The following is a 19326-nucleotide window of genomic DNA, read 5'->3' as shown; positions in this document are numbered from 1 at the left end:
TTGGCCAGCGCTCACTGGCCCCATAAAAAAGCACGCCTGATCAGGGAGGATCGTCCATGAGCCTGTTACTCGGCCCGATAGTGCATTTCCAAGGCATTCATGCCGGAAAATACTGCGTTTCGGCGCTTCTGGTCGTCGACAAGGGCGACCCGGCCCCGGTCCCGAAATTGGCGAACTGCACCCAGGTCGATGTGCTCTGCATCGCCTCGATACCCTTCGACAAGCCGACCAAGGATGTCTGGCGTATCCAGGTCACCGCGACGCAGGGCAATGCCCCGCTGCAGTGCACCCTTGAGGCCAGCGGCGGTAGCGCAAGCTTTTTCGTGCCCCGCAAGGGCGAGTCACCGCGCATCGCCTACGGGTCGTGCAATGGATTCTCCGCAGACAAGTACCGCAAGAAGGTCATCGACCGCCCGAACGAGCGTTGGCTCGATATGCACACGCGGCACCAGATTCCGGACAAGGAATTCCACCTGCTGGTGATGGGCGGGGATCAGGTCTACACCGACTCGTTGATGGTGCTGGACGGCCCGATGAGGGAGTGGTCCGACCTTGGGCACAAGGCGCAGGTCAAAGCGCCTTGGAACAAGAGACTCGAAGCCCAGGTGGACAAGTTCCTGGCGGATTTGTACGTGTCGCGATGGAGTCAGGAGGGCATCAGGCAGATCCTCCATTCGATCCCCTACATCGCCATGTGGGATGACCATGACATCACTGATGGCTGGGGCTCTCATCCCCAGGACCTGCACGAGAGTCCGGTCTATCAGAATCTTTTCAGGCTGGCGTCCCGGTATTACCGCCTTTTTCAGCAGCATCTGGGGAGTGGCGCAAATCACCCCGGCGCGTTGCCGATCATCCCTGGCAAGCCAGCGCCTGCCCAGGGCTTCAGCCTGGTGTATGCCGGCCTCGGCGAACTGGCGATCCTGGTGCCGGACCTGCGCAGCGAACGGCATCCCGACTTGCACAGCAGCACCGGTTTCCAGCCCACGCAGATCGCCTCCGAAGCGACTTGGGATTCCATCTTCGCCTGGCTCGACGGGCTGGCGAAGAACCGGCCCAGGCATTTGCTGGTGTGCACCAGCCTGCCGGTGGCCTACCTCGACCTGAATGCCGCCGAAGTGGCCCTGAATGCTTTGCCGGGAACCTGGGAACTGGAAGACGACCTGCGAGACCACTGGCGCAGCAAACCTCACCGCGATGAGCGACAGCGGCTGATCAAGCGCCTGCTCAACTTCTCTGCGCTGGGCACCCGGGTCACCATCATTTCCGGTGATGTGCACGTCGCCGCGGCCGCGGTGATTGAATCCAGCCTGCCACAGCACGGCAACGGTGCCGGGGTGATTTTCCAGTTGGTCTCGACCGGCATCGTCCATACACCGCCGCCGGCAGTGGCGGTGTACTTCATGGAAAAATTCGGCGCTGGCCAGGAAACCATCGAATACGGCGTCAGCGCCCGGATGCTGCCGATCGGCTTCAAGGGCCACTACCTGGTGCCGGAACGCAACTGGCTGAGCCTGATCCCGGACTCGAAGCACCGTATCTGGGCCAACTGGCATGTCGAGGGGCATGACCACCTGTTGACCCAGGTGATCGACCCGGTGGGCCCTTGAAAAAATCATTATCGTGACCTGGACCCATCGCCGGGCACTGCGGCAATACGTCTGGCGGGTAACGATTGTAAAAAGTTGAAATAAGAATGATTCGCTATTAATGTGCCCGCGTTCGCCACGCCAACCCGTGGCGTTTTCCTGCTGCGGGGTTTGGCATGTCGCTACATGAAGCGGATTCGATCGTTCCTTTCGAGGTGCTCTATGGCACTCACCACGGCTGGCTGAATGGCTGGCTGCGGCGTTCGGTCGGGTGTTCGCAGCAGGCGGCGGACCTCGCCCAGGACACCTTCGTGCGCCTGTTGGTGCGCGGTCAGCCGGTCAGTGACCGGGCGCCGCGGGCCTTGCTGGCGCGTATCGCCCGCGGGCTGGTGATCGATCACTGGCGCCGCGACGCGCTGGAGCGGGCGTATCTCGAAGCCCTGGCGCAGTTGCCGGAAGCCAGTCATCCCGCGCCGGACGTGCGCCATGAAGCCTTGCAATGCCTTGAGCGCATCGCCCGTCTGCTGGATGGCCTGAAGCCTGCGGTGCGCGAAGCCTTTCTGCTGTACCAGCTCGGCGGCCTGACCCACGACCAGGTTGCGCGGCAACTGGGCGTCTCCAGCCGCACGGTCGAGCGCCATGTCGCCAGCGCCCTGTGGCACTGCTATCAGGTGTGCTTCGAGGACGCGTCATGAGCGCGTCCGGTCAGCCAGTTCCGCAAGCCATCGTGCACAAGGCCATCGAGTGGCAGATGCGCCTGCGCGGCAATGCAGGCAACCACGAATTGAACGAGCAGTTGCAGGACTGGCTGCGCCGCGATCCCCGGCACCAACTGGCCTGGCAACGCCTGCAGCAGATGGCCGGGCTGTTCCAGGCCAGCCAGTTGCCCGACGCCGGGCAGACCATCCCGCTGCTGCGCCGCGCCGAAGCCGACGTCGGCCGTCGCCGCACGTTGAAGCTGCTTGGCCTGCTGGTCGGCGGTACGGCGCTGGTGGCGGTCAGTTCGCCTCCGGGCTGGCGCGCCGACTACGCGACCTTCACGGGCGAGCGTCGCCGGGTCGGCCTGGGCAACGGTGCCGAGATTGTGCTCAACACCGACAGTTCGGCCGACGTGCAGGGCGGCGAACTGCTGCTGCGCTCCGGCGAGGTGCTGGTGGAAGGCGCGCATTGGCGGGCGCGCTGCCGCTTTGCCCAGTGCACCGGGCAGGATGCGCGGGTGCTGTTGCGCGAGCGCGACGGCTACAGCGAGATCCGCGTCGACCGGGGCGAGGTCCAGGTCTCCGCCGCCGCCGGGCAACGCCTGTTGCGCGCGGGCGAGGGGCTAGGCGTCTCGGCGACCAGCATGACCGCGCTGGACAAGGGCGCCTTCGACCCGTTCGCCTGGACCCGCGGCCTGCTGGTGGTCAGCGACATCCGCCTGGCCGACTTCCTCGCCGAAGCCGGGCGCTATCGCCAGGGTTGGCTGGGCTGTGACGCGGCGGTGGCGGACCTGCGCCTGTCCGGGGTGTTTCGCCTGGACGAGCCAGCGTCGATGCTGGACAACATCACCCATTTGCTGCCGGTGAAGGTGGTCGAACGCACCCGCTGGTGGGTGCGCGTGGTCGCCGTTTAAAAAAACCGGAAAATTTCTGTCGGACTTCAAGGACTCGTCCGGTTAGGGAAGATCACTCCCTCATTTGGACTCCGTCATGCGTTCTGCCCGACCCCAGCCATTGCCGTTCCAGCCCCGTCATCTGCCCCGCGCCGTGTGCCTGGCGATCGCCCTGGGCGGCGGCGTCGCCAGCCTGCCCGTGCTGGCGCAAACCGCGGCGCCGGCCACGGTCGCCCCGGCCATCGCGGCCGGTCCGCTGGGCGCGGCGTTGAGTACCTTTGCCGAGCGGGCGGGGATCATCCTGTCGTACTCGCCGCAAGACGTGCGCGGCCTCAACACCGCGGGCCTGACGCAAGGCGGCTCGCTGGAAGACGGCCTGGCGACCCTGCTCAAGGGCAGCGGCCTGGTCGCCCACAAGACCGCTTCCGGCTATGTGGTGCTGCGCGACGCCGATGCCAGCCTGCAACTGGCGCCCACCAGCATCGAGACCACCGCGCTGCAAAGCGCCTTTGCCCCGGTGCCGGGCTACTTCGCCAGCAATGCCAGCAGCGCCACCAAGAGCGACCGGCCGATCCTCGAAACCGCCCAGAGCATCAGCGTGGTGACCGCCGAGCAGATCGCCGACCGCAAGGTCAACAAGGTCGAGGACGCCGTGGCCTATGCCGCCGGTGTGCGGGTTGGCAGTTCGGGCCTGGACCCGCGTTTCGACAACATCCAGGTGCGCGGCTTCGAGACCACCATTGCCGCCGACTTCCTCGACGGCCTGCGCCAGCCGGGCAGCGGCTGGCTGTCGTTGTATTCCACCGAGGCGTACAACCTGGAGCGCATCGAAGTGCTAAAGGGTCCGGCCTCGGTGCTGTACGGGCAGATCAGCCCCGGCGGCATGGTCAACCGGGTGAGCAAGCGGCCGAGCCTGCTGGCCAGGAACGAGGTGCAGGTGCAGGGTGGCAATTACGGTCACGAGCAAGGCCAGTTCGACATCGGCGGCAAGCTCGACGAGGCGGGCGATGTGCTGTTCCGCACCGTTGGCCTGTACCGCGATTCCGGCTACTCGGTCGAGCAGATGGACAACCAGTCGCGCCTGCTGGCGCCGTCGTTGAGCTGGCAGATCGATTCCGACACCAGCCTGACCCTGCTGGCGCAGTACCAGGAGCGCCAGACCGCCGCCTCGCCGATGCTCTATCAGGAAGGCGATCACCTCACCAACTTTTGGCAGGGCGACGAGTACTACGACAAGCTCCACCAGCGGCAGTGGACCTTCGGCTACGAGTTCGAGCACGCCTTCAACGAAACCTTCAGCCTCCAGCAGAACCTGCGCTACGGCGAGGTCGGCACCACCAACCAGTACCTGCAGCCCACCGGCTCCAGTGACGGCCACACCCTCGACCGTTACGCGGTGGGGCTCTACGAAGACATGCGCTCGGTGACCACCGACACTCGGCTGGTCAGCCGCTTCGCCACCGGCGACGTGCAGCACACCCTGATCAGCGGCGTGGATTACGCCTGGCTGGACACTTCGCTGCTGTACGCCTGGGGCGCGGCGCCGAGCATCGACCGCTGGGCGCCGGACTATCACCAGCCGGTGACCCGCCCCACCGACGCGCTCGCCGACCAGGACGGCATCGAGCAACGCAGCGGCCTCTATGTGCAGGACCAGATCGAGCTGGACCGCTGGCGCCTGTCCGCCGGCCTGCGCCGCGATTGGGTGCATGTGCGCCGCGACGACAACCTGACCGGTATCAACAGCAAGACCAGCGATTCGGCCACCACCTGGCAGGCGGGCGTGCTCTATCTGTTCGACAACGGCCTGGCGCCTTACGCCAGCTACGCGCAGTCGTTCCTGCCGGTGACCGGCAACAACGCCAGCGGCCAGCCCTACAAGCCCACCGAAGGCGAGCAGTACGAAATCGGCTTGAAATACCAGCCGCCGGGCAGCAGCACGTTGCTGACCGGGTCGCTCTATCACCTGACCCAGAGCAACGTGCAGACCCGCGATCTGCTCAATCCGTTGAACAACGTGCAGACCGGCGAGCAAGTTTCCCGTGGCCTGGAGCTGGAAGCCGTGTCTGACCTCGGCGAGCACCTGCGCATGACCGCCAGCTACAGCTTCAACGACGCCGAAGTCACCCGTGGCAACAATGGCGACCAGGGCAAGGTGCCGAAAAATGTGCCACGCCACCTCGCGTCGCTGTGGCTGGACTACAAGCTGCCGTTCGGCCTGGGTCTCTCCGGCGGCGTGCGCTACACCGGCAGCACCTACGGCGACCCGAGCAACGAAGTGAAGAACGAGGCCTACACCCTGGTCGACGCCGGCATTCATTACGACTTCGGCGGCGGCCTGGACGGTGTGCGCCTGGGCGTCAACGCGCGCAACCTGTTCGACGAGCGCTTCATCAACTGCCAGGACGGTTACTGCTACCGCGGTGAAGCGCGCAGCGTGGTCACCAGCCTGAGCTACCGCTGGTAAGGGGAGGGAAGCGCATGTTCAAGTCAATTCTGAAAATGGCCGGCGCCTGTTTGCTGGCCGCCGCCTCGTTGGCCAAGGCCGACCCGGTGACGCTGGACGGCACCGAGCAATGGCTGATGAAGAGTGCCGAAGGCCGCGAGTACCGGATCATGATCAGCCTGCCGGAAGGCGAGGTGCCCTGGACCGGCGGCTATCCGGTGATCTATCTGCTCGACGGCAACGCCTATTTCCCGGCGTTCCATGCCGCCAAGCGGGCGCAGGATCGCTTGCGCGGGGCGATTCTGGTGGGCATCGGCTATCCGAGCGATACGCCGCTGGACTTCGTCCGTCGCGCCTACGACCTGTCGCCGCCAGCCCCGGCGGAGCGCAACGAGCCGCCGCAGGGTGGCCAGGACGTGTTCCTCGACTTCATCGAAAAGCGCCTGATGCCCAAGGTCAACGAGCGCTTCAAGGTGGACCAGGACCAACGCAGCCTGGTCGGGCATTCGTTCGGCGGGATGTTCGGCATTTACACGCTGTTCACCCGTCCGGCGCTGTTCCAGCACTACGTCGCCATCAGCCCGAGCCTGTGGTGGCAGGATCGCTACCTGCTGGCCCACGAGCGGGCGTTCACCCGCCAGGCCCACGCCGGCAAGCTGGACCTGATCCACCGCAGCCTGACCCTGATCGCCGGCGACCGGGAAATGCCGCAGGAAATCCAGGATGTCCGCTCGCTGCAAATGCGTCTGGAAAACCTCTCGCAGTACGGCCTGCGCAGCGATTTCCAGATCGAGGCGGGCGAGGACCATGCGGCGATTCCGTTCCGCGTGCCGAACCGGGTGCTGGACGAGTTGATGAGTACGCGGCGCTACTGACGGCGCTCAGTCACCCTCCAGCCGGCGGAACACCAGGACCGACGCCAGGCAGATCAGGCTCATCGCCAACAACGTGAGCTGGATATCACCGGCGCTGGGCTGGGCGTGACCGCCGAGCATCTGGATCAGACCGAGCAGCATGGCGGCCACGCAGACCGCCAGGCTCATGCTGATCTGCACGCTGGTGGCCGACAGGGTGGCGGCGCTGCTGGAGCGTTCGGCGGGGATATCGGCGTAGGTCAGGGCGCCCATCGCCGTCATCTGCAACGACCGCGACAGCCCGCCGGCGAACAGCATCAGCATCACCAGCAGCGGCGCGGTGTCGGCGCTCAGCAGGGCGCAGGCCGCCATCGACAGGCTGGCCAGCAGGGTGTTGTAGACCAGCAGGCGGCGAAAGCCGAAACGCCGCGCCAGCGGCACCGAAATGAACTTGATCAGCAGCGCGCCGGCGCCACCGGCAAAGGTCATCAAGCCCGCCTCCAGGGCGCTCAGCCCATAGCCGACCTGAAACAGCAGGACCAACAGGAACGGCAGCGCCGCAGCGCCCAGGCGAAACAGAAAACCGCCGTTGAGCACCAGGCCGAAGCTGGCGATGCGTAGCAGAGACAGGTCGAGCAACGGCGCTTTGGCGCGCCGCGCATGGCGCACGTAAAGGCCGGCGAACAGTACGCCGATCGCCAATAGCAGGCACGACCAGGTCCGGTTCAGCGAACCGTGGCCAAGGGTTTCGAAGGCCAGCACCAGGCAGGCCAGGGCCGGGCTGCCGAGCAGGAAACCGCGCAGGTCGAGGGTCTGGCTGGCCTGGCCGGGATAGTTCGGCACATGGCGCAGCACCAGGTAAATCCCCAGCAGGCCGATGGGCAGGTTGAGCAGGAAGATCCAGTGCCACGACAGCCAGGTCACCAGCATGCCGCCCAGTGGCGGCCCGAACACCGGGCCGAGCAGGGCGGGCATGGTCAGGTAGGCCATGGCCCGCAGCAGATCGCCTTTGCTCGACCAGCGCAGCAGGATCACCTGGCCCACCGGCACCATCAGCGCGCCGGCCATGCCCTGGAAAAACCGCGCCAGCGCCAGTTGCCAGAGGGCATTGGAGGCGGCGCAGGCCAGCGAACTCAGAACGAACAACAGGATCGAGGCGATAAATACCCGCCGCGGCCCGAGCCGTTCGGCCAGCCAGCCGCTGAGCGGAATGAACATCGCCACCGCCAGCAGGTACAGGGTGACCACCAGGTTCATGCGCACGCTGGGCTCGCCGAAGTCCGCCGCGAGTTGCGGCAGCGCGGTGAGCACGGCGGTGGAATCGAGCAGTTCCATGAACAGCGCGCAGCCGATGATCATCGGCACCTTGCGCTGGAAGGTCCCCTCGGGTGTGGCGTCGTTGCCCGGTGGCGGGGCAGGGTCAGCTTGCCGTTCGGTGTGTGTCGGTTGGGCGATGCTGTTCAGGGCGGACTTCCATGCAAGAGGGTCAGGGCGTACGGCTCAGCGCAGCGCCAGTTGCTGGTCGTTGAGGACCTTGCCGATGCGCTCGCGGCCATGCAGGGCCGACTCGTCTTTCAGGCGGTTGATCACCTGTTCACTCCAGCCTGGCGTGTTCTGGCCCTGGGCCCGGCTGAACGCGGCAGCGAGTGCTTCGTAGTCGCCGATCAGGCGTTGTTCCTGGGCCGCATTGACCTGGTAGGTTTCGTGGTGCAGCGTCACCGCCTGCGGCAGTCGCGGCTTGATGGCGCTGTCAGTGGCGGCGTAGCCCACGCACAGGCCGAACACCGGATAGACCAGCGGCGGCAGTTGCAGCTCATCCACCACCGCTTGCAGGTCATTGCGCAGCGCGCCGATGTAGACGGTGCCCAGGCCCAGCGCCTCGGCGGCGACCACCGCGTTCTGCGCCGCCAGGGCCGCATCGACGCTGCCCACCAACAGGCTGTCGAGGTAGGCCGGGGCGCGCAGTTCGGTGTCGTTCCGGGTGGCGATGCGCTGGGCGCGGGAGAAGTCCGCCAGCCAGATCAGGAACAGCGGCGCCTGCTCGATATGCCGCTGGTTGTTGGCCAGTTTGGCCAGGCGCGCGCGGCGTGCCGGGTCACGAACCTCGATGACGCTCCAGGCCTGCAGGTTGGACGAGGTGGCCGCCGACTGGGCGGCGGCGATCAGGGTTTCCAGGGTGCCGTCGGGCAGTGCGCGGTCGCTGTAGCTGCGCACGCTGCGGTGATTGAGCAGGTGATCGATCACCGGGTTGTTCAGGGCATTGGCAGCATGCTGCTCGCCGTAGCGTTGTTGCAGCAGGTCGGTGGTGGCGGCGTTGGACATGGCAGGCGTTCTTCATCACGGGAAGGGATGGCGAACACGGTAGGGGCAAGCGGCCTGCTTGTGAAATATCCGTTGGTGCTTTGTTAATAACAAGGCGCATATTTTTTAGCGATGAATATGCGTGAAGGGCATTTCTACTGGATGATTTTCAGCCCGTCCTGGCGCGGCCCGCTGAAGATTTTCATGTAGCGGATGGTGACGTTGGCGTGCTCGCGCATGATCGCTTCGGCGCGGGCGCTCTGCCCGGCCAGCAGGGCATCGACGATCATGTGGTGCTGCATGTTGGCGAAGTTGAAGCGGCGGAATTCCTGGTCGAGGTTGTTGCGGTCCACGGCAATCGAACTGACCGAGGCGAACGGCAGGTGCTCGTTGCGCGACAAGGCTTCGGCCACCGCGCCGTTGCCGCTGGCCTCGATGATGGTCTGGTGGAAGCGCTTGTTGATGTCGTGGTAGGCCGCCAGGTCGTCTTCGGTGACGTGGCCTTTTTCGAACAGCTGGTCGGCCTGTTCCAGGCACTCCTGCAACACCGCGCGGGCGGCTTTCGACAGCCCGTTTTCCGCCGCCTGACGCGCCGCCAGGCCTTCCAGCACCGCGCGCACTTCCACCGCGTCGGACAGCGTTTGCGCGGTGACCTGCTTGATCGCGAACCCCCGCGCACCCTGGCGTACCAGCAGACCTTCCTGCTCCAGCGCGCGGAACGCCATGCGCACCGGCATCCGCGAGACTTCCAACAATTCGGCGGTGGGAATTTCGGCGATCCGCTCGCCGGGGGCGAAGCGCCCGTCGAGGATCATCCTGCGAAGCAGGTTCAATACACGCTGTCCAGATCCACTCACAGGCGACTCCACGGGCCAAAGGCTTTCCAGCGCGGGACTTTACCCGCTTTGTGCGCGGCTGCGAAGGGAGGTCCGCGGCAAATGCCGTGCGATTATCGAACTGTTATTGGATCCAGTAACTGCTGTTTTGTTGTGTTTTTTCCGCCGAATATTCAATCTCTGGATCCATCACAACAACAAAACGAGCCACACCCATGCATCCGAAGAACGCCTGGTACGTCGCCTGCACGCCTGATGAAATCGCCACCAAGCCGTTGGGGCGCAAAATCTGCAACGAGAACATGGTGTTTTACCGTGGCCACCAGCAGCAGGTGGCGGCGGTGGAAGACTTCTGCCCCCACCGCGGCGCGCCGCTGTCGCTGGGCTTCGTCCGCGACGGCAAACTGGTCTGCGGTTATCACGGCCTGGTGATGGACTGCGACGGCAAGACCGCCGCGATGCCCTGCCAGCGGGTGCAGGGCTTTCCGGCCATTCGCAGCTTTCCGGTGCAAGAGCGCCACGGCTTCATCTGGGTCTGGCCGGGTGAGCCGGGGCTGGCCGATACCGCGCTGATTCCTCACCTGCACTGGGCCGAGAGCCCCGACTGGGCCTATGGCGGCGGGCTGTACCACATCGCCTGCGACTACCGGCTGATGATCGACAACCTGATGGACCTCACCCACGAGACCTACGTGCATGCGTCGAGCATCGGCCAGAAGGAAATCGACGAAGCCCCGGTGAGCACCCGCGTCGAAGGCGACACGGTGGTGACCAGCCGCTTCATGGAAAACATCCTGCCGCCGCCGTTCTGGCAGGCGGCGCTGCGCGGCAACGGCCTGGCCGATGACGTGCCGGTGGACCGCTGGCAGATCTGCCGTTTCAGCCCGCCGAGCCATGTGCTGATCGAAGTCGGCGTCGCCCATGCCGGCAGCGGTGGCTACGACGCACCGGCCGCGCTCAAGGCCGGCAGCATCGTGGTCGATTTCATCACCCCCGAGAGCGACACCTCGATCTGGTACTTCTGGGGCATGGCGCGCAACTTCAAGGCCGATGACCCGGACCTCACCGAAACCATCCGCGTCGGCCAGGGCAAGATCTTCGCCGAAGACCTGGAGATGCTCGAGCGCCAGCAGCGCAACCTGCTGGAATACCCGCAGCGCGCGCTGCTCAAGCTCAATATCGATGCCGGCGGGGTGCAGTCGCGGCGCATCATCGAGCGGATCATCGCCGCCGAGCAGGCGACGGCAGCGCCGGTGATTGCCCGGAGTGCATCGTGATGGACGTGCAGATCAAGGCGATGCGCCTGGTCGCCCGCGACATCCTCAGCCTGGAACTGGCCAGCGTCAGCGGCGCCGAACTGCCCGCGTTCGATGCTGGCGCGCATATCGACGTGCACTTGCCCAACGGCCTGATTCGCCAGTATTCACTGTGGAACAGCCCGCACGAACGCATGCGCTACTGCATCGGCGTGCTGCGTGACCCCGCGTCCCGTGGTGGTTCCAGCGCGGTGCACCAGTTGCTCAAAGTCGGCCAGGTGATCACGGTCGGCGAGCCGCGCAATCTGTTCCCGTTGCAGCCGGCCAGGCGTTCGATCCTGTTTGCCGGTGGTATCGGCATCACGCCGATCCTGGCCATGGCCCAGAGCCTGGCGCGGCAGGGCGGCGACTTTGTGTTGCACTATTGCGCCCGCTCGCCGGACAGCGCGGCGTTCGTCGAGCGGCTGCGGGCTATGCCGTTCGCCGCGCAGGTGCAACTGCACTTCGATGACGGCGCGGCGGCACAGCGATTGAATCTGCAGGCTGTGCTGGAAGCGGAACCCGGCGACAGCCAGTTGTATGTCTGCGGCCCGGGCGGCTTCATGGAGCATGTGCTGTCCGGCGCGCGGGCGGCGGGCTGGGACGAGGCGCGGCTGCACCGCGAGTATTTTGGCGCCGCGCCGGTGGCCAAGGCCGAGGACGACGCCTTCGAAGTGCGCATCCACAGCACCGGACAAGTGTTCGCGGTGCCCGCGGACCAGTCGATCACCCGCGTGCTGGACGAGGCCGGGATCATCATCCCGGTGGCGTGCGAACAAGGCATCTGCGGCACCTGCCTGACCCGCGTGCTCGACGGCGAGCCGGACCACCGCGACCAGTTCCTCACCGCCGAGGAACGGGCGCGTAACGACCAGTTCACGCCGTGCTGTTCACGCGCCAGAAGTGGCTGCCTGGTGCTTGATCTGTAATGCCCGCCGAACACATCTGACAGCCGACGCGGATGAACCTGTAGGAGCGGCTAAAGCCGCTCCTACAGGTTGCGCATCACCACGGCATTTGCCTGCAAAGCTTTTTCATGCCCAGCGATAACAATTTTCATAATTTGCCTGCCGGCCCAACTGACGCATTATCGGGTCAAGCCAATAACAAGTGATCGCTTCGGCGATCGACAATGAGCGGCCAACTGATTCGCTCTCTGGCAGGTGTCGAACTTCGCGGCAATCCCACGACCGCATCCACAAGAACGATCGCGCACCCGCCTTACTGCCCTTTTAAGACTGTCGTGTTGCAACCGTGTCGGGGTCATGAAACCCGCGAACGCCGTCGGCGTGCGCCCGGAATTTCATACCGGCCCCGGCATTCATCTTGAGCGTAGGGAGGGTGTTTCAATGTCTTTGAATTTGCGTGCGTGCATCGTCGCAGCGGTAGCGCTGCTGGCGGGAAACCAGGCCATGGCGGCGTCCGACCGGCTGACCATCATTTCCTTCGGCGGCGCCACCAAGGCGGCGCAGGACCAGGCCTATTTCAAACCGTTCGAGCAGAGCGGGGCGGGGAAGGTGGTGGCCGGCGACTACAACGGCGAATTGTCCAAGGTCAAAGCCATGGTCAGCGTCGGACAGATTTCCTGGGACATCGTCGAAGTGGAAAGCCCGGAACTGCTGCGCGGTTGCGAGGAAGGGCTGTTCGAGCGGCTCGATCCGGCCCTGCTGGGCAGCGGTGACAACTACATCGCCAATACCGTCAGTGAGTGCGGCGTCGCCAGCTACGTGTGGTCGATGGTGCTGGCCTACAACGCGACCAAGCTCGACACCCCGCCGGCGTCCTGGGCGGACTTCTGGGACGTGCAGCGCTTCCCCGGCAAACGCGGCCTGCGCAAGGGCGCCAAATACACCCTGGAAGCCGCGCTCCTGGCCGACGGTGTCGCCCGCGACGATCTCTATAAAGTCCTCTCTACCCCCGCCGGCGTGGCCCGCGCCTTCGCCAAGCTCGATCAGCTCAAACCCTACATCCAGTGGTGGGAAGCCGGCGCCCAGCCGCCGCAATGGCTGGCGGCCAATGACGTGGTGATGTCCGCCGCCTACAACGGCCGCATCGCCGTGGCGCAGAAAGAGGGCACCAACCTCGGCATCGTCTGGAACGGCGGGCTGTATGACCCGGACCACTGGGCCATCGTCCGCGGCTCGCCGAACAAGGCCCTGGCCGAGCGCTTTATCGTGTTCGCCAGCCAGGCCGACAACCAGAAAACCTTCTCGATGAACATCCCTTATGGGCCGGTCAACAAGCAGACGGTGTCGCACCTGCCGGAGGCCATCCAGACCCAGTTGCCGACCGCGCCGGCCAATATGGACAAAGGCCTGCTGGTGGACTCGACGTTCTGGGTGGATCACGGCGAGGAACTTGAGGAGCGTTTCAACGCCTGGGCCGCGCGCTAAGCGCCGGACAGGTTCATCGCCTTGAGGAAGTTGCCCAGGCCCGGCGGGATCTCCAGCCCCTGGCGGGTGATGCAATGGAACGCCGAGGCGTAAGACAGCCGCTGCGGCAGGATCGCCCGCAGCCGGCCCTGGTCCACCCATTGCCGGGCGTAATGGGTCGGCAGGTAGCCGATGTAGGTGCCGGAAAACACCAGCAGGGCGATGGCTTCCATGGAGAAGGCGCTGATCATGTTGCTGAAACGCAGCTCGTAAGGGCGACGGTTTTCCGCGACATAGCCACGGTCGACATAGTCCGCGCTGCTGATTTCCTCGATGCCCAGGCTGTCGTCGGCGCGGTTGAAGAACGGGTGTTCGCGGCTGCAATAGAGGTTCTGCTCTTCTTCGAACAGGTCGCGGTAATCCAGCCCCGACAGCCGATGGTGGAAGGCGCCGATGGCGAGGTGCAGGCGCTCTTCCAGCACCGCTTGTTCCAGCTCGTCCGGGCGCATCACGTGCAATTGCAGGCGCACCCGCGCGTTGTCCGGGCGAAACCGGGCGATGGCCGCGGGCAGCGGGCTGTCGGGCATGCTCGCGAGGCTGTCGACGGTGCCGATGCGCAGGTGCTCCTGGGTGCGGCCGTTGACTTCGACGGTCGTCTGCCGGAAGCGCTCGATGTCGGCGAACAGTTCCTGGGCCGCGCTGTAGGTGGCCAGGCCCTCGTCGGTAAGCTGGAAGCCGGCTTTGCCGCGCTTGCACAGCGAGTAGCCGACGCGGATTTCCAGGTCGCGGACCACCACGCTGAGGCGCGGCAGGCTCATGTTCAGCCTGACCTGGGCGGCGGTGAAGCCGCCCGCCTCAACGATGGTGCAGAAGGTGCGCAGCATGCGCAGGTCGATGTCGTTCAGGTTTCCCAGCATGGCTGCCTCGTCACTGTCGGATTGCACTGGCGGCGCCGGGCAGCCTTGCCGCGACGCCTCAGCCGTTCATCACACCACCACCGTTGACCCCGAGCACCTGGCCGGTGGTGAAACTGGCCTGCGCCGAGGCCAGGAAGGCCACGGTCGCGGCAATTTCCTCGGCCGTGCCCAGGCGCTGCAAGGGGTAGCGCGCGGATTCCTCGCGAATGTAGTCCGGCCCGAGCCGTTCCACCATCGGCGTCAGCGTGCCGCCCGGCGCCACCGCGTTGACCCGCACGCCGTGCGCCGCCAGCTCCCTCGCCAGGGCCTTGGTGAAGGCGATGATGCCACCCTTTGCCGCCGAGTAATGGCAAAGATTGGCGCAACCGAGTTGGCCGAGGTCGGAGGCGATATTGACGATGGCGCCGCTGCCTTGCCGGGTCATCAGCCGCGCCGCCTGCTGGGCGAAGAGAAAGCTGCCATAGAGGTGGACGCGGATCATCTGGTCCCACTGTTCGAAGGTCATCTCGGTGATCGGCGCTTCGTTGAGAATGCCGGCGTTGTTGACCAGTACGTCCAGGCGCTCAAGGCCGCTGAACGCCTCGCGCGCCGTCTCCGGCGCCGAGACATCGCCGAGCACCACCCGCGTTTCGACACCGGCCGCGTGCAGGTGCGTCACCAGCGCGGCCAGCGCCGGGCTGTCGCCGAGGTCATTGAGCAGCGCGAGGTCACCCTGTTCAGCCAGGGCCAGGACAACCGCTCGGCCGATGCCGTTGGCGGCACCGGTTACCAGAAAAGTCTTCATGCGTGAGGCTCCGGATCAGTAAGGGTGGTTTTCCAGCCAGTGCGCGTAGGTGGCAAGGCCGTCGCTCAGCAGGTAGGCGGGGCGATAGCCGAGTTGCCGGCGGGCGGCGCCGATATCGAACTGGGCGTTGTCGTCGAGAACGTCGATGCCGCCTGCGCCGATGTTGATTCGCGCGGCGGGATAGAGCCGGCGCACGCGCTCGGCGACATCGGCGTAACGCTCCTGCTCGCCAGCGGTGACGTTGAACACGCGCTGTTCGAGCTGGCTGTCGTCGACCGTCATCGCCAGCAGGCAAGCGGCCGCGACATCGCTGACATGCACGTATTGCAGGCGGTAGTCACCGCCCGTGGGCTCCTGCAGCGGTTCGCCGTCGATGGCCGCGCGCAGCAGGCTTTTCAGGTAGCACTGCATGAACTGGCCGGGGCCGTAGATCCAGCCCGGACGCAGCGACACCACGCTGACGCCGTAGAGGTCGCTGTAGACCTGGCCGAGCTTTTCGGTGAAGACCTTGGTGCAGCCGTAAGGCGTGGTCGGGTTCAGCGGCGCCGATTCGTCGATCACGCCCATGTCCTGGTTGTGCCCGTAGGCGCACTCGGAACTGAGGTTGACCACCCGGGGAATGCCGAACAGCCGCGCCATCTCCAACACATGGGTGGTGCCCAGGGCGTTGGTCAGTACGGTCTGCAGCGGAATGTCGCGGGAGTCCACCGGGTGGGAGATCGCCGCGGTGTGGATGATCGCGTCGAAGCGCGTGGCGTTGCCGGTGTCGATCAGGTTGGCGAGCTCCACCAGGTCGCCCTGGTGGAATGGATGGGCGGGTGCCTCGCGCGGGGCACTGCGGTCGAAACCGCTGACGCTGTGGCCTTGCTCCAGCAACTGGCGCACCACTTCCTGGCCGAGAAACCCGTTGCTGCCGGTGACGAGAACGTGCATGGCGTTGCCTCTCAATAAGGGTAAAGGGGAAGGTCGAGGGCGCCGCTGCGCCACTGGCCGTGGACGTCGTCCGGGGTGCACCACCAGGCGTCGTCGAAGCCTTTGATGTACTCGATCAGCCGTTCCAGCATGAGCATTCGCGAGGGCCGGCCGATCAGTTGCGGGTGCATGGTCAACATGAAATGCCCGCCGTAGGCGCGCATGCCGTCGACTTCGGCGCGCCACAGCTCGAAGACCTTGTCCGGCGTTTCGATCACGCCGCCCATGGCCGGCTCGGCGGAATAGGCGAACTGCTCCCAGTCATCCAGCACCCAGCTCACCGGCAGTTCCAGCAACTGGCCAGGCTCGCCGCCCACCAGATAAGGACGGTCGTCGCCCATCAGGCTGCTGTCGCTCTTGAAGCCAAGCTCCACCAGCGCCTCGACCACATCCGGGGTGATTTCCCAGGTCGGTGCGCGGTAGTGGCTCACTTCGCGGCCGATGGTGCGTTCCAGCAGGCGCTTGCTGTCTTCGAGGATTTGCCGGTTTTGCGCGGGCGTCTGTTCGTCGGTGCGCTCGTGGAAGTAACCGTGGCAGCCGATGCCGTGACCGGCGTCGGCGATGCCGCGGACCACGTTCGGGTCCATCTCGGCCACCCGCGCCGGGATGTAGAACTGCGCGCGGATATCGTGACGGGCGAGCAGTTCGAGAATGCGCGGCACCCCCACGCGGCGGCAGTAGGCGCCCATCGACAGCAGGGTCAGGCGCCGCCCATCGAGGCTGGAGGTATCCCAGGCGGTTTCGGCGTCGAGGTCGAAACTCAGGGTGACGGCGAAGCGTTTGCGATCGGGCCACATGATCATGGGGAGACAATCCTCGTCGAAGGCGCCCGGCGACGCAGGCGGTTGTAGAGCAGCACGGCGGCGCCGCTGGCGATGATCACCGCGCCGCAATACCAGACGTGATAGAGGTAGGCCGGGTCGGCGGGCTGGGTGCCGGCGGTCCAGGCGATATACAGCAGGGTCAACAGGGCCAGGGCCGGCAGGGCGGACATCAGTACCGCGCGGCTGAAGGCCTGTTCGCGGAACACCGCGCGGATGAAGGAGAGCAGCAGGGTGGCGTAGGAAATCATCATGGTGATCGACACCACGTCGTAGTACCACTGCAGCTCGCTGACCGGTTTCGCCCAGACCATCGCCAGCCCGCACAGGGTGCCGATGATGGTCAACCGTGCCGGCACCTGGCGCCGATTGAGGCGTTCCAGCGGCGCCGGCAGGTCGCCTTCGCGGCTCATCCGGTAACCGGCGCGGACTCCGGCATTCAGCGAGATGTTCAGGCAGTTGCAGGCCGAGGTGATGATCACCAGTACCGGCAGCCACAGCAGCCATTCCGGCAGGTACAGCCGGGCGATGCTGCCGATCGCCTGGGCGCTGTCGGCGAACAGACCGGCCAGGGTGCTGGCGGGCACCGCCATCTTCCAGCCGATCGCGGCGATCGAATAGATCACCAGCATCGCCGTCAGCGTGAGCAGGAACGAGCGCTGGATGGTGCGCACCGGGGTGCGGGCTTCCTCGATGAAATTGATCGAGGAATCGAACTGGGCGAGCATCCACATGCCGAACAGCATGCCCGGGCCGATGGCCGTCCAGAAACTGTCCAGGGAGGTCGGCAGGTAGGAACTGAGAATGCCCACGTCCGGCACCTTTGGATCGATGATCCCCGCCAGGCCGAGGCCCAGCAGCACCGTCAACTCCAGCGCCAGCAGGCACACGGCGACCTTGGCCGTGGCCTCAACACCGCGCAGGTTGAGCACCATGAACACCAGCAAGAGGACGCTGGCGACCACCTGGCCGGTGGCCGGCGAACTGTCCAGCCCCAGCAGGTTCTGCGCGTACTGCGCCCCGACCAGCGCGCACATGGCGGTGACGCTGAAACACATGATCACGTAGGTCCAGCCGAGGATGGTCGCGGCGCCCGGGTGCAGGTAGCGTTTGCTGAACACAAACACGCCGCCTGCCGCCGGGGCGCGGCGGACCAGGTAGATCAGGCTGAAGGCGATGACCATCATCGGGAAGAAATACGCCACCAGGATCGACAGCGGCGCCAACTCGCCGGATAGGGTGTAGAGCAGCGGCATGGACGATACCCCCACCCACGCCGGGCCGTTGAACGCCAGGGTGTTGGCGCAGACATTGAGGGTGCCGAGGCGGCCCTTGGACAGGGTGGTGTCGATTTCGCGCACGTCGCCGTGGCGGTCGTAACCGATGAATTCGCTGAATCGCATGATGGCTTCTCCTGGGTTCAGCGGCGTTCGGCCAGCGCGTCGGCGAGGATGCACAGCAGCTCGAACATCATGGTCGCGCCCACCAGCGCAGTGGCGCCGCCGAAGTCGAACGGCGGCGAGACTTCCACCACATCGGCGCCCACCAGGTTCAGGCCGCGCAGGCCACGGATCAGGTGCTGGGCGTCCAGGGTGGTCATGCCACCGATTTCCGGGGTGCCGGTGCCGGGAGCGAAAGCCGGGTCGAGCACATCCACATCGAAGGTGATGTAGGTCGGTTCATCGCCCACCACCCGGCGCACCTCGGCCAGGGTGCCGGCCACGCCGAGGTCGTTGAACTCCTCCATATGAATCACCCGGATCCCGCATTCCTCGGCGAAGGCTTCATCCTCGGCGGAATAGATCGAGCCGCGGATACCGATCTGTACGGTACGGCGCGGGTCCAGCAGACCCTCTTCGATCGCCCGCCGAAACGGCGTGCCGTGGGTGTACGGGTTGTTGCCGAAGTAACGGTCGTTGGTGTCCGAGTGCGCATCGAAATGCACCATGCCGATCGGCCGATGACGGGCCAGCGCGCGAAAGATCGGCAGCGTCACCAGATGGTCGCCGCCCACCGACAACGGCACCACGCCGGCCTGATGCAATTTGCTGAAAAAGCCCTCGATCTGCTTCAGCGAGTCCAGCAGATCGATGGGATTGACCGGCGCATCGCCCAGGTCGCCGACCCGCACCAGGTCATACGGCGCGATCCGGCTCACGTGGTGCACCTTGCGCATCAGGCTCGACATATTGCGCACCTCCCGCGGCCCGTGCCGGGCGCCGGCGCGGTTGGTGGTGCCGCCATCCCAGGGCACGCCGACCAGACCAATGCGCACCTGCGCCGGGTCCTCGAACGCCGGCAGGCGCATGAACGTCGGAATTCCGGCAAAGCGTGGGACCACGGCTGCATCGATCGGTTGAGGATTATCAGTACTCATCGCAAGTCTCCGCATCGGCCGCAGGGAAGGGCCGACATCGTCAGGGTTGTCGTTCGGGAGGGCAGTGGGAAAAGACAGCGCGCGGGGTAATGCCAGTCAGTTAAACCTCTTGGGGCGCTTCGGGGGGCCCCCCCCCCCCCCCAAAAAAAACCCCCCCCCACGGCGCGCCTG

The 19326-nt window shown here is 65.6% G+C and carries 17 protein-coding genes; 8 read left to right on the top strand and 9 right to left on the bottom strand.

The genetic code is table 11. The features are described from left to right. Positions 1–56: 56 nt before the first annotated feature. The 5 genes from NTD88_RS09260 to NTD88_RS09240 all read left to right on the top strand — a co-directional run bounded on the left by NTD88_RS09260 (position 57) and on the right by NTD88_RS09240 (position 6501). A complete protein-coding gene (locus NTD88_RS09260; protein WP_262154672.1) occupies positions 57–1610 on the top strand; it encodes an alkaline phosphatase D family protein in 1554 nt (517 codons plus the stop codon). A gap of 155 nt (positions 1611–1765) precedes the next feature. After that, positions 1766–2284, top strand: a complete 519-nt coding sequence (locus tag NTD88_RS09255) for a sigma-70 family RNA polymerase sigma factor (RefSeq protein ID WP_262128537.1) — start codon at positions 1766–1768, stop codon at positions 2282–2284. After that, on the top strand, positions 2281–3201 hold the full coding sequence (locus NTD88_RS09250; protein ID WP_262154671.1) for a DUF4880 domain-containing protein: 921 nt from the start codon (positions 2281–2283) through the stop codon (positions 3199–3201). The genes NTD88_RS09255 and NTD88_RS09250 overlap by 4 nt, the downstream gene beginning before the upstream one ends. Positions 3202–3277: 76 nt before the next feature. Beyond that, the gene (locus NTD88_RS09245) at positions 3278–5647 is read left to right on the top strand and encodes a TonB-dependent siderophore receptor (RefSeq protein ID WP_262154670.1); all 2370 of its coding nucleotides are present in this window, start codon (positions 3278–3280) and stop codon (positions 5645–5647) included. A gap of 14 nt (positions 5648–5661) precedes the next feature. After that, positions 5662–6501 carry an alpha/beta hydrolase gene (locus NTD88_RS09240; RefSeq protein ID WP_262154669.1) on the top strand — a complete coding sequence of 280 codons (840 nt, stop codon included), beginning with the start codon at positions 5662–5664 and terminating at the stop codon, positions 6499–6501. 6 nt (positions 6502–6507) lie between these two features. On the opposite strand, the gene NTD88_RS09235 is transcribed toward NTD88_RS09240, so the two are convergent. The 3 genes from NTD88_RS09235 to NTD88_RS09225 form a co-directional block, all read right to left on the bottom strand. Continuing rightward, a complete protein-coding gene (locus NTD88_RS09235) occupies positions 6508–7839 on the bottom strand; it encodes an MFS transporter (RefSeq protein WP_262154668.1) in 1332 nt (443 codons plus the stop codon). A gap of 141 nt (positions 7840–7980) precedes the next feature. Beyond that, on the bottom strand, positions 7981–8802 hold the full coding sequence (locus NTD88_RS09230) for an NADPH-dependent oxidoreductase (protein WP_262154667.1): 822 nt from the start codon (positions 8800–8802) through the stop codon (positions 7981–7983). Positions 8803–8936: 134 nt separating this feature from the next. Then, positions 8937–9638: a GntR family transcriptional regulator gene (locus NTD88_RS09225; protein WP_262154666.1), complete on the bottom strand. Its 702-nt coding sequence runs from the start codon at positions 9636–9638 to the stop codon at positions 8937–8939. Between the two features lie 194 nt (positions 9639–9832). On the opposite strand from NTD88_RS09225, the gene NTD88_RS09220 reads away from it, so the two are divergent. From NTD88_RS09220 to NTD88_RS09210, 3 genes are all read left to right on the top strand, one after another. Then, positions 9833–10894 carry an aromatic ring-hydroxylating oxygenase subunit alpha gene (locus NTD88_RS09220; protein ID WP_262154665.1) on the top strand — a complete coding sequence of 354 codons (1062 nt, stop codon included), beginning with the start codon at positions 9833–9835 and terminating at the stop codon, positions 10892–10894. Further along, positions 10891–11841: a PDR/VanB family oxidoreductase gene (locus NTD88_RS09215; protein WP_262154664.1), complete on the top strand. Its 951-nt coding sequence runs from the start codon at positions 10891–10893 to the stop codon at positions 11839–11841. Before NTD88_RS09220 ends, NTD88_RS09215 begins: the two co-directional genes overlap by 4 nt. Positions 11842–12261: 420 nt before the next feature. Then, positions 12262–13305, top strand: coding sequence for an ABC transporter substrate-binding protein (locus NTD88_RS09210; RefSeq protein WP_262154663.1), 1044 nt, complete (start codon positions 12262–12264; stop codon positions 13303–13305). Here NTD88_RS09210 and NTD88_RS09205 read toward each other — a convergent pair. Genes NTD88_RS09205 through speB form a run of 6 tightly spaced genes read right to left on the bottom strand, consistent with a single transcriptional unit; the run spans position 13302 to position 19155 of the window. Beyond that, positions 13302–14201, bottom strand: coding sequence for a LysR family transcriptional regulator (locus tag NTD88_RS09205; RefSeq protein ID WP_262154662.1), 900 nt, complete (start codon positions 14199–14201; stop codon positions 13302–13304). The genes NTD88_RS09210 and NTD88_RS09205 overlap by 4 nt on opposite strands. Before the next feature lie 58 nt (positions 14202–14259). Then, complete coding sequence (locus NTD88_RS09200) at positions 14260–14985, bottom strand: SDR family NAD(P)-dependent oxidoreductase (protein ID WP_262154661.1); 726 nt, start codon at positions 14983–14985, stop codon at positions 14260–14262. 15 nt (positions 14986–15000) lie between these two features. Continuing rightward, on the bottom strand, positions 15001–15918 hold the full coding sequence (locus NTD88_RS09195; protein WP_262154660.1) for an NAD-dependent epimerase/dehydratase family protein: 918 nt from the start codon (positions 15916–15918) through the stop codon (positions 15001–15003). 11 nt (positions 15919–15929) lie between these two features. After that, complete coding sequence (locus NTD88_RS09190) at positions 15930–16760, bottom strand: polysaccharide deacetylase family protein (RefSeq protein ID WP_262154659.1); 831 nt, start codon at positions 16758–16760, stop codon at positions 15930–15932. Then, entirely contained in the window at positions 16757–18181 is a 1425-nt protein-coding gene (locus tag NTD88_RS09185) for an APC family permease (protein ID WP_262154658.1), read from the bottom strand. The genes NTD88_RS09190 and NTD88_RS09185 overlap by 4 nt, the downstream gene beginning before the upstream one ends. Before the next feature lie 17 nt (positions 18182–18198). Beyond that, positions 18199–19155 (bottom strand): agmatinase, encoded by a 957-nt coding sequence (gene speB / locus NTD88_RS09180; RefSeq protein WP_095156754.1) that lies wholly within the window; start codon positions 19153–19155, stop codon positions 18199–18201. Positions 19156–19326 lie beyond the last annotated feature (171 nt).

The organism is Pseudomonas sp. 20P_3.2_Bac5 (assembly GCF_025466035.1).
GTDB lineage: Bacteria > Pseudomonadota > Gammaproteobacteria > Pseudomonadales > Pseudomonadaceae > Aquipseudomonas.
This window is presented reverse-complemented; position numbering and strand designations above follow the sequence as displayed.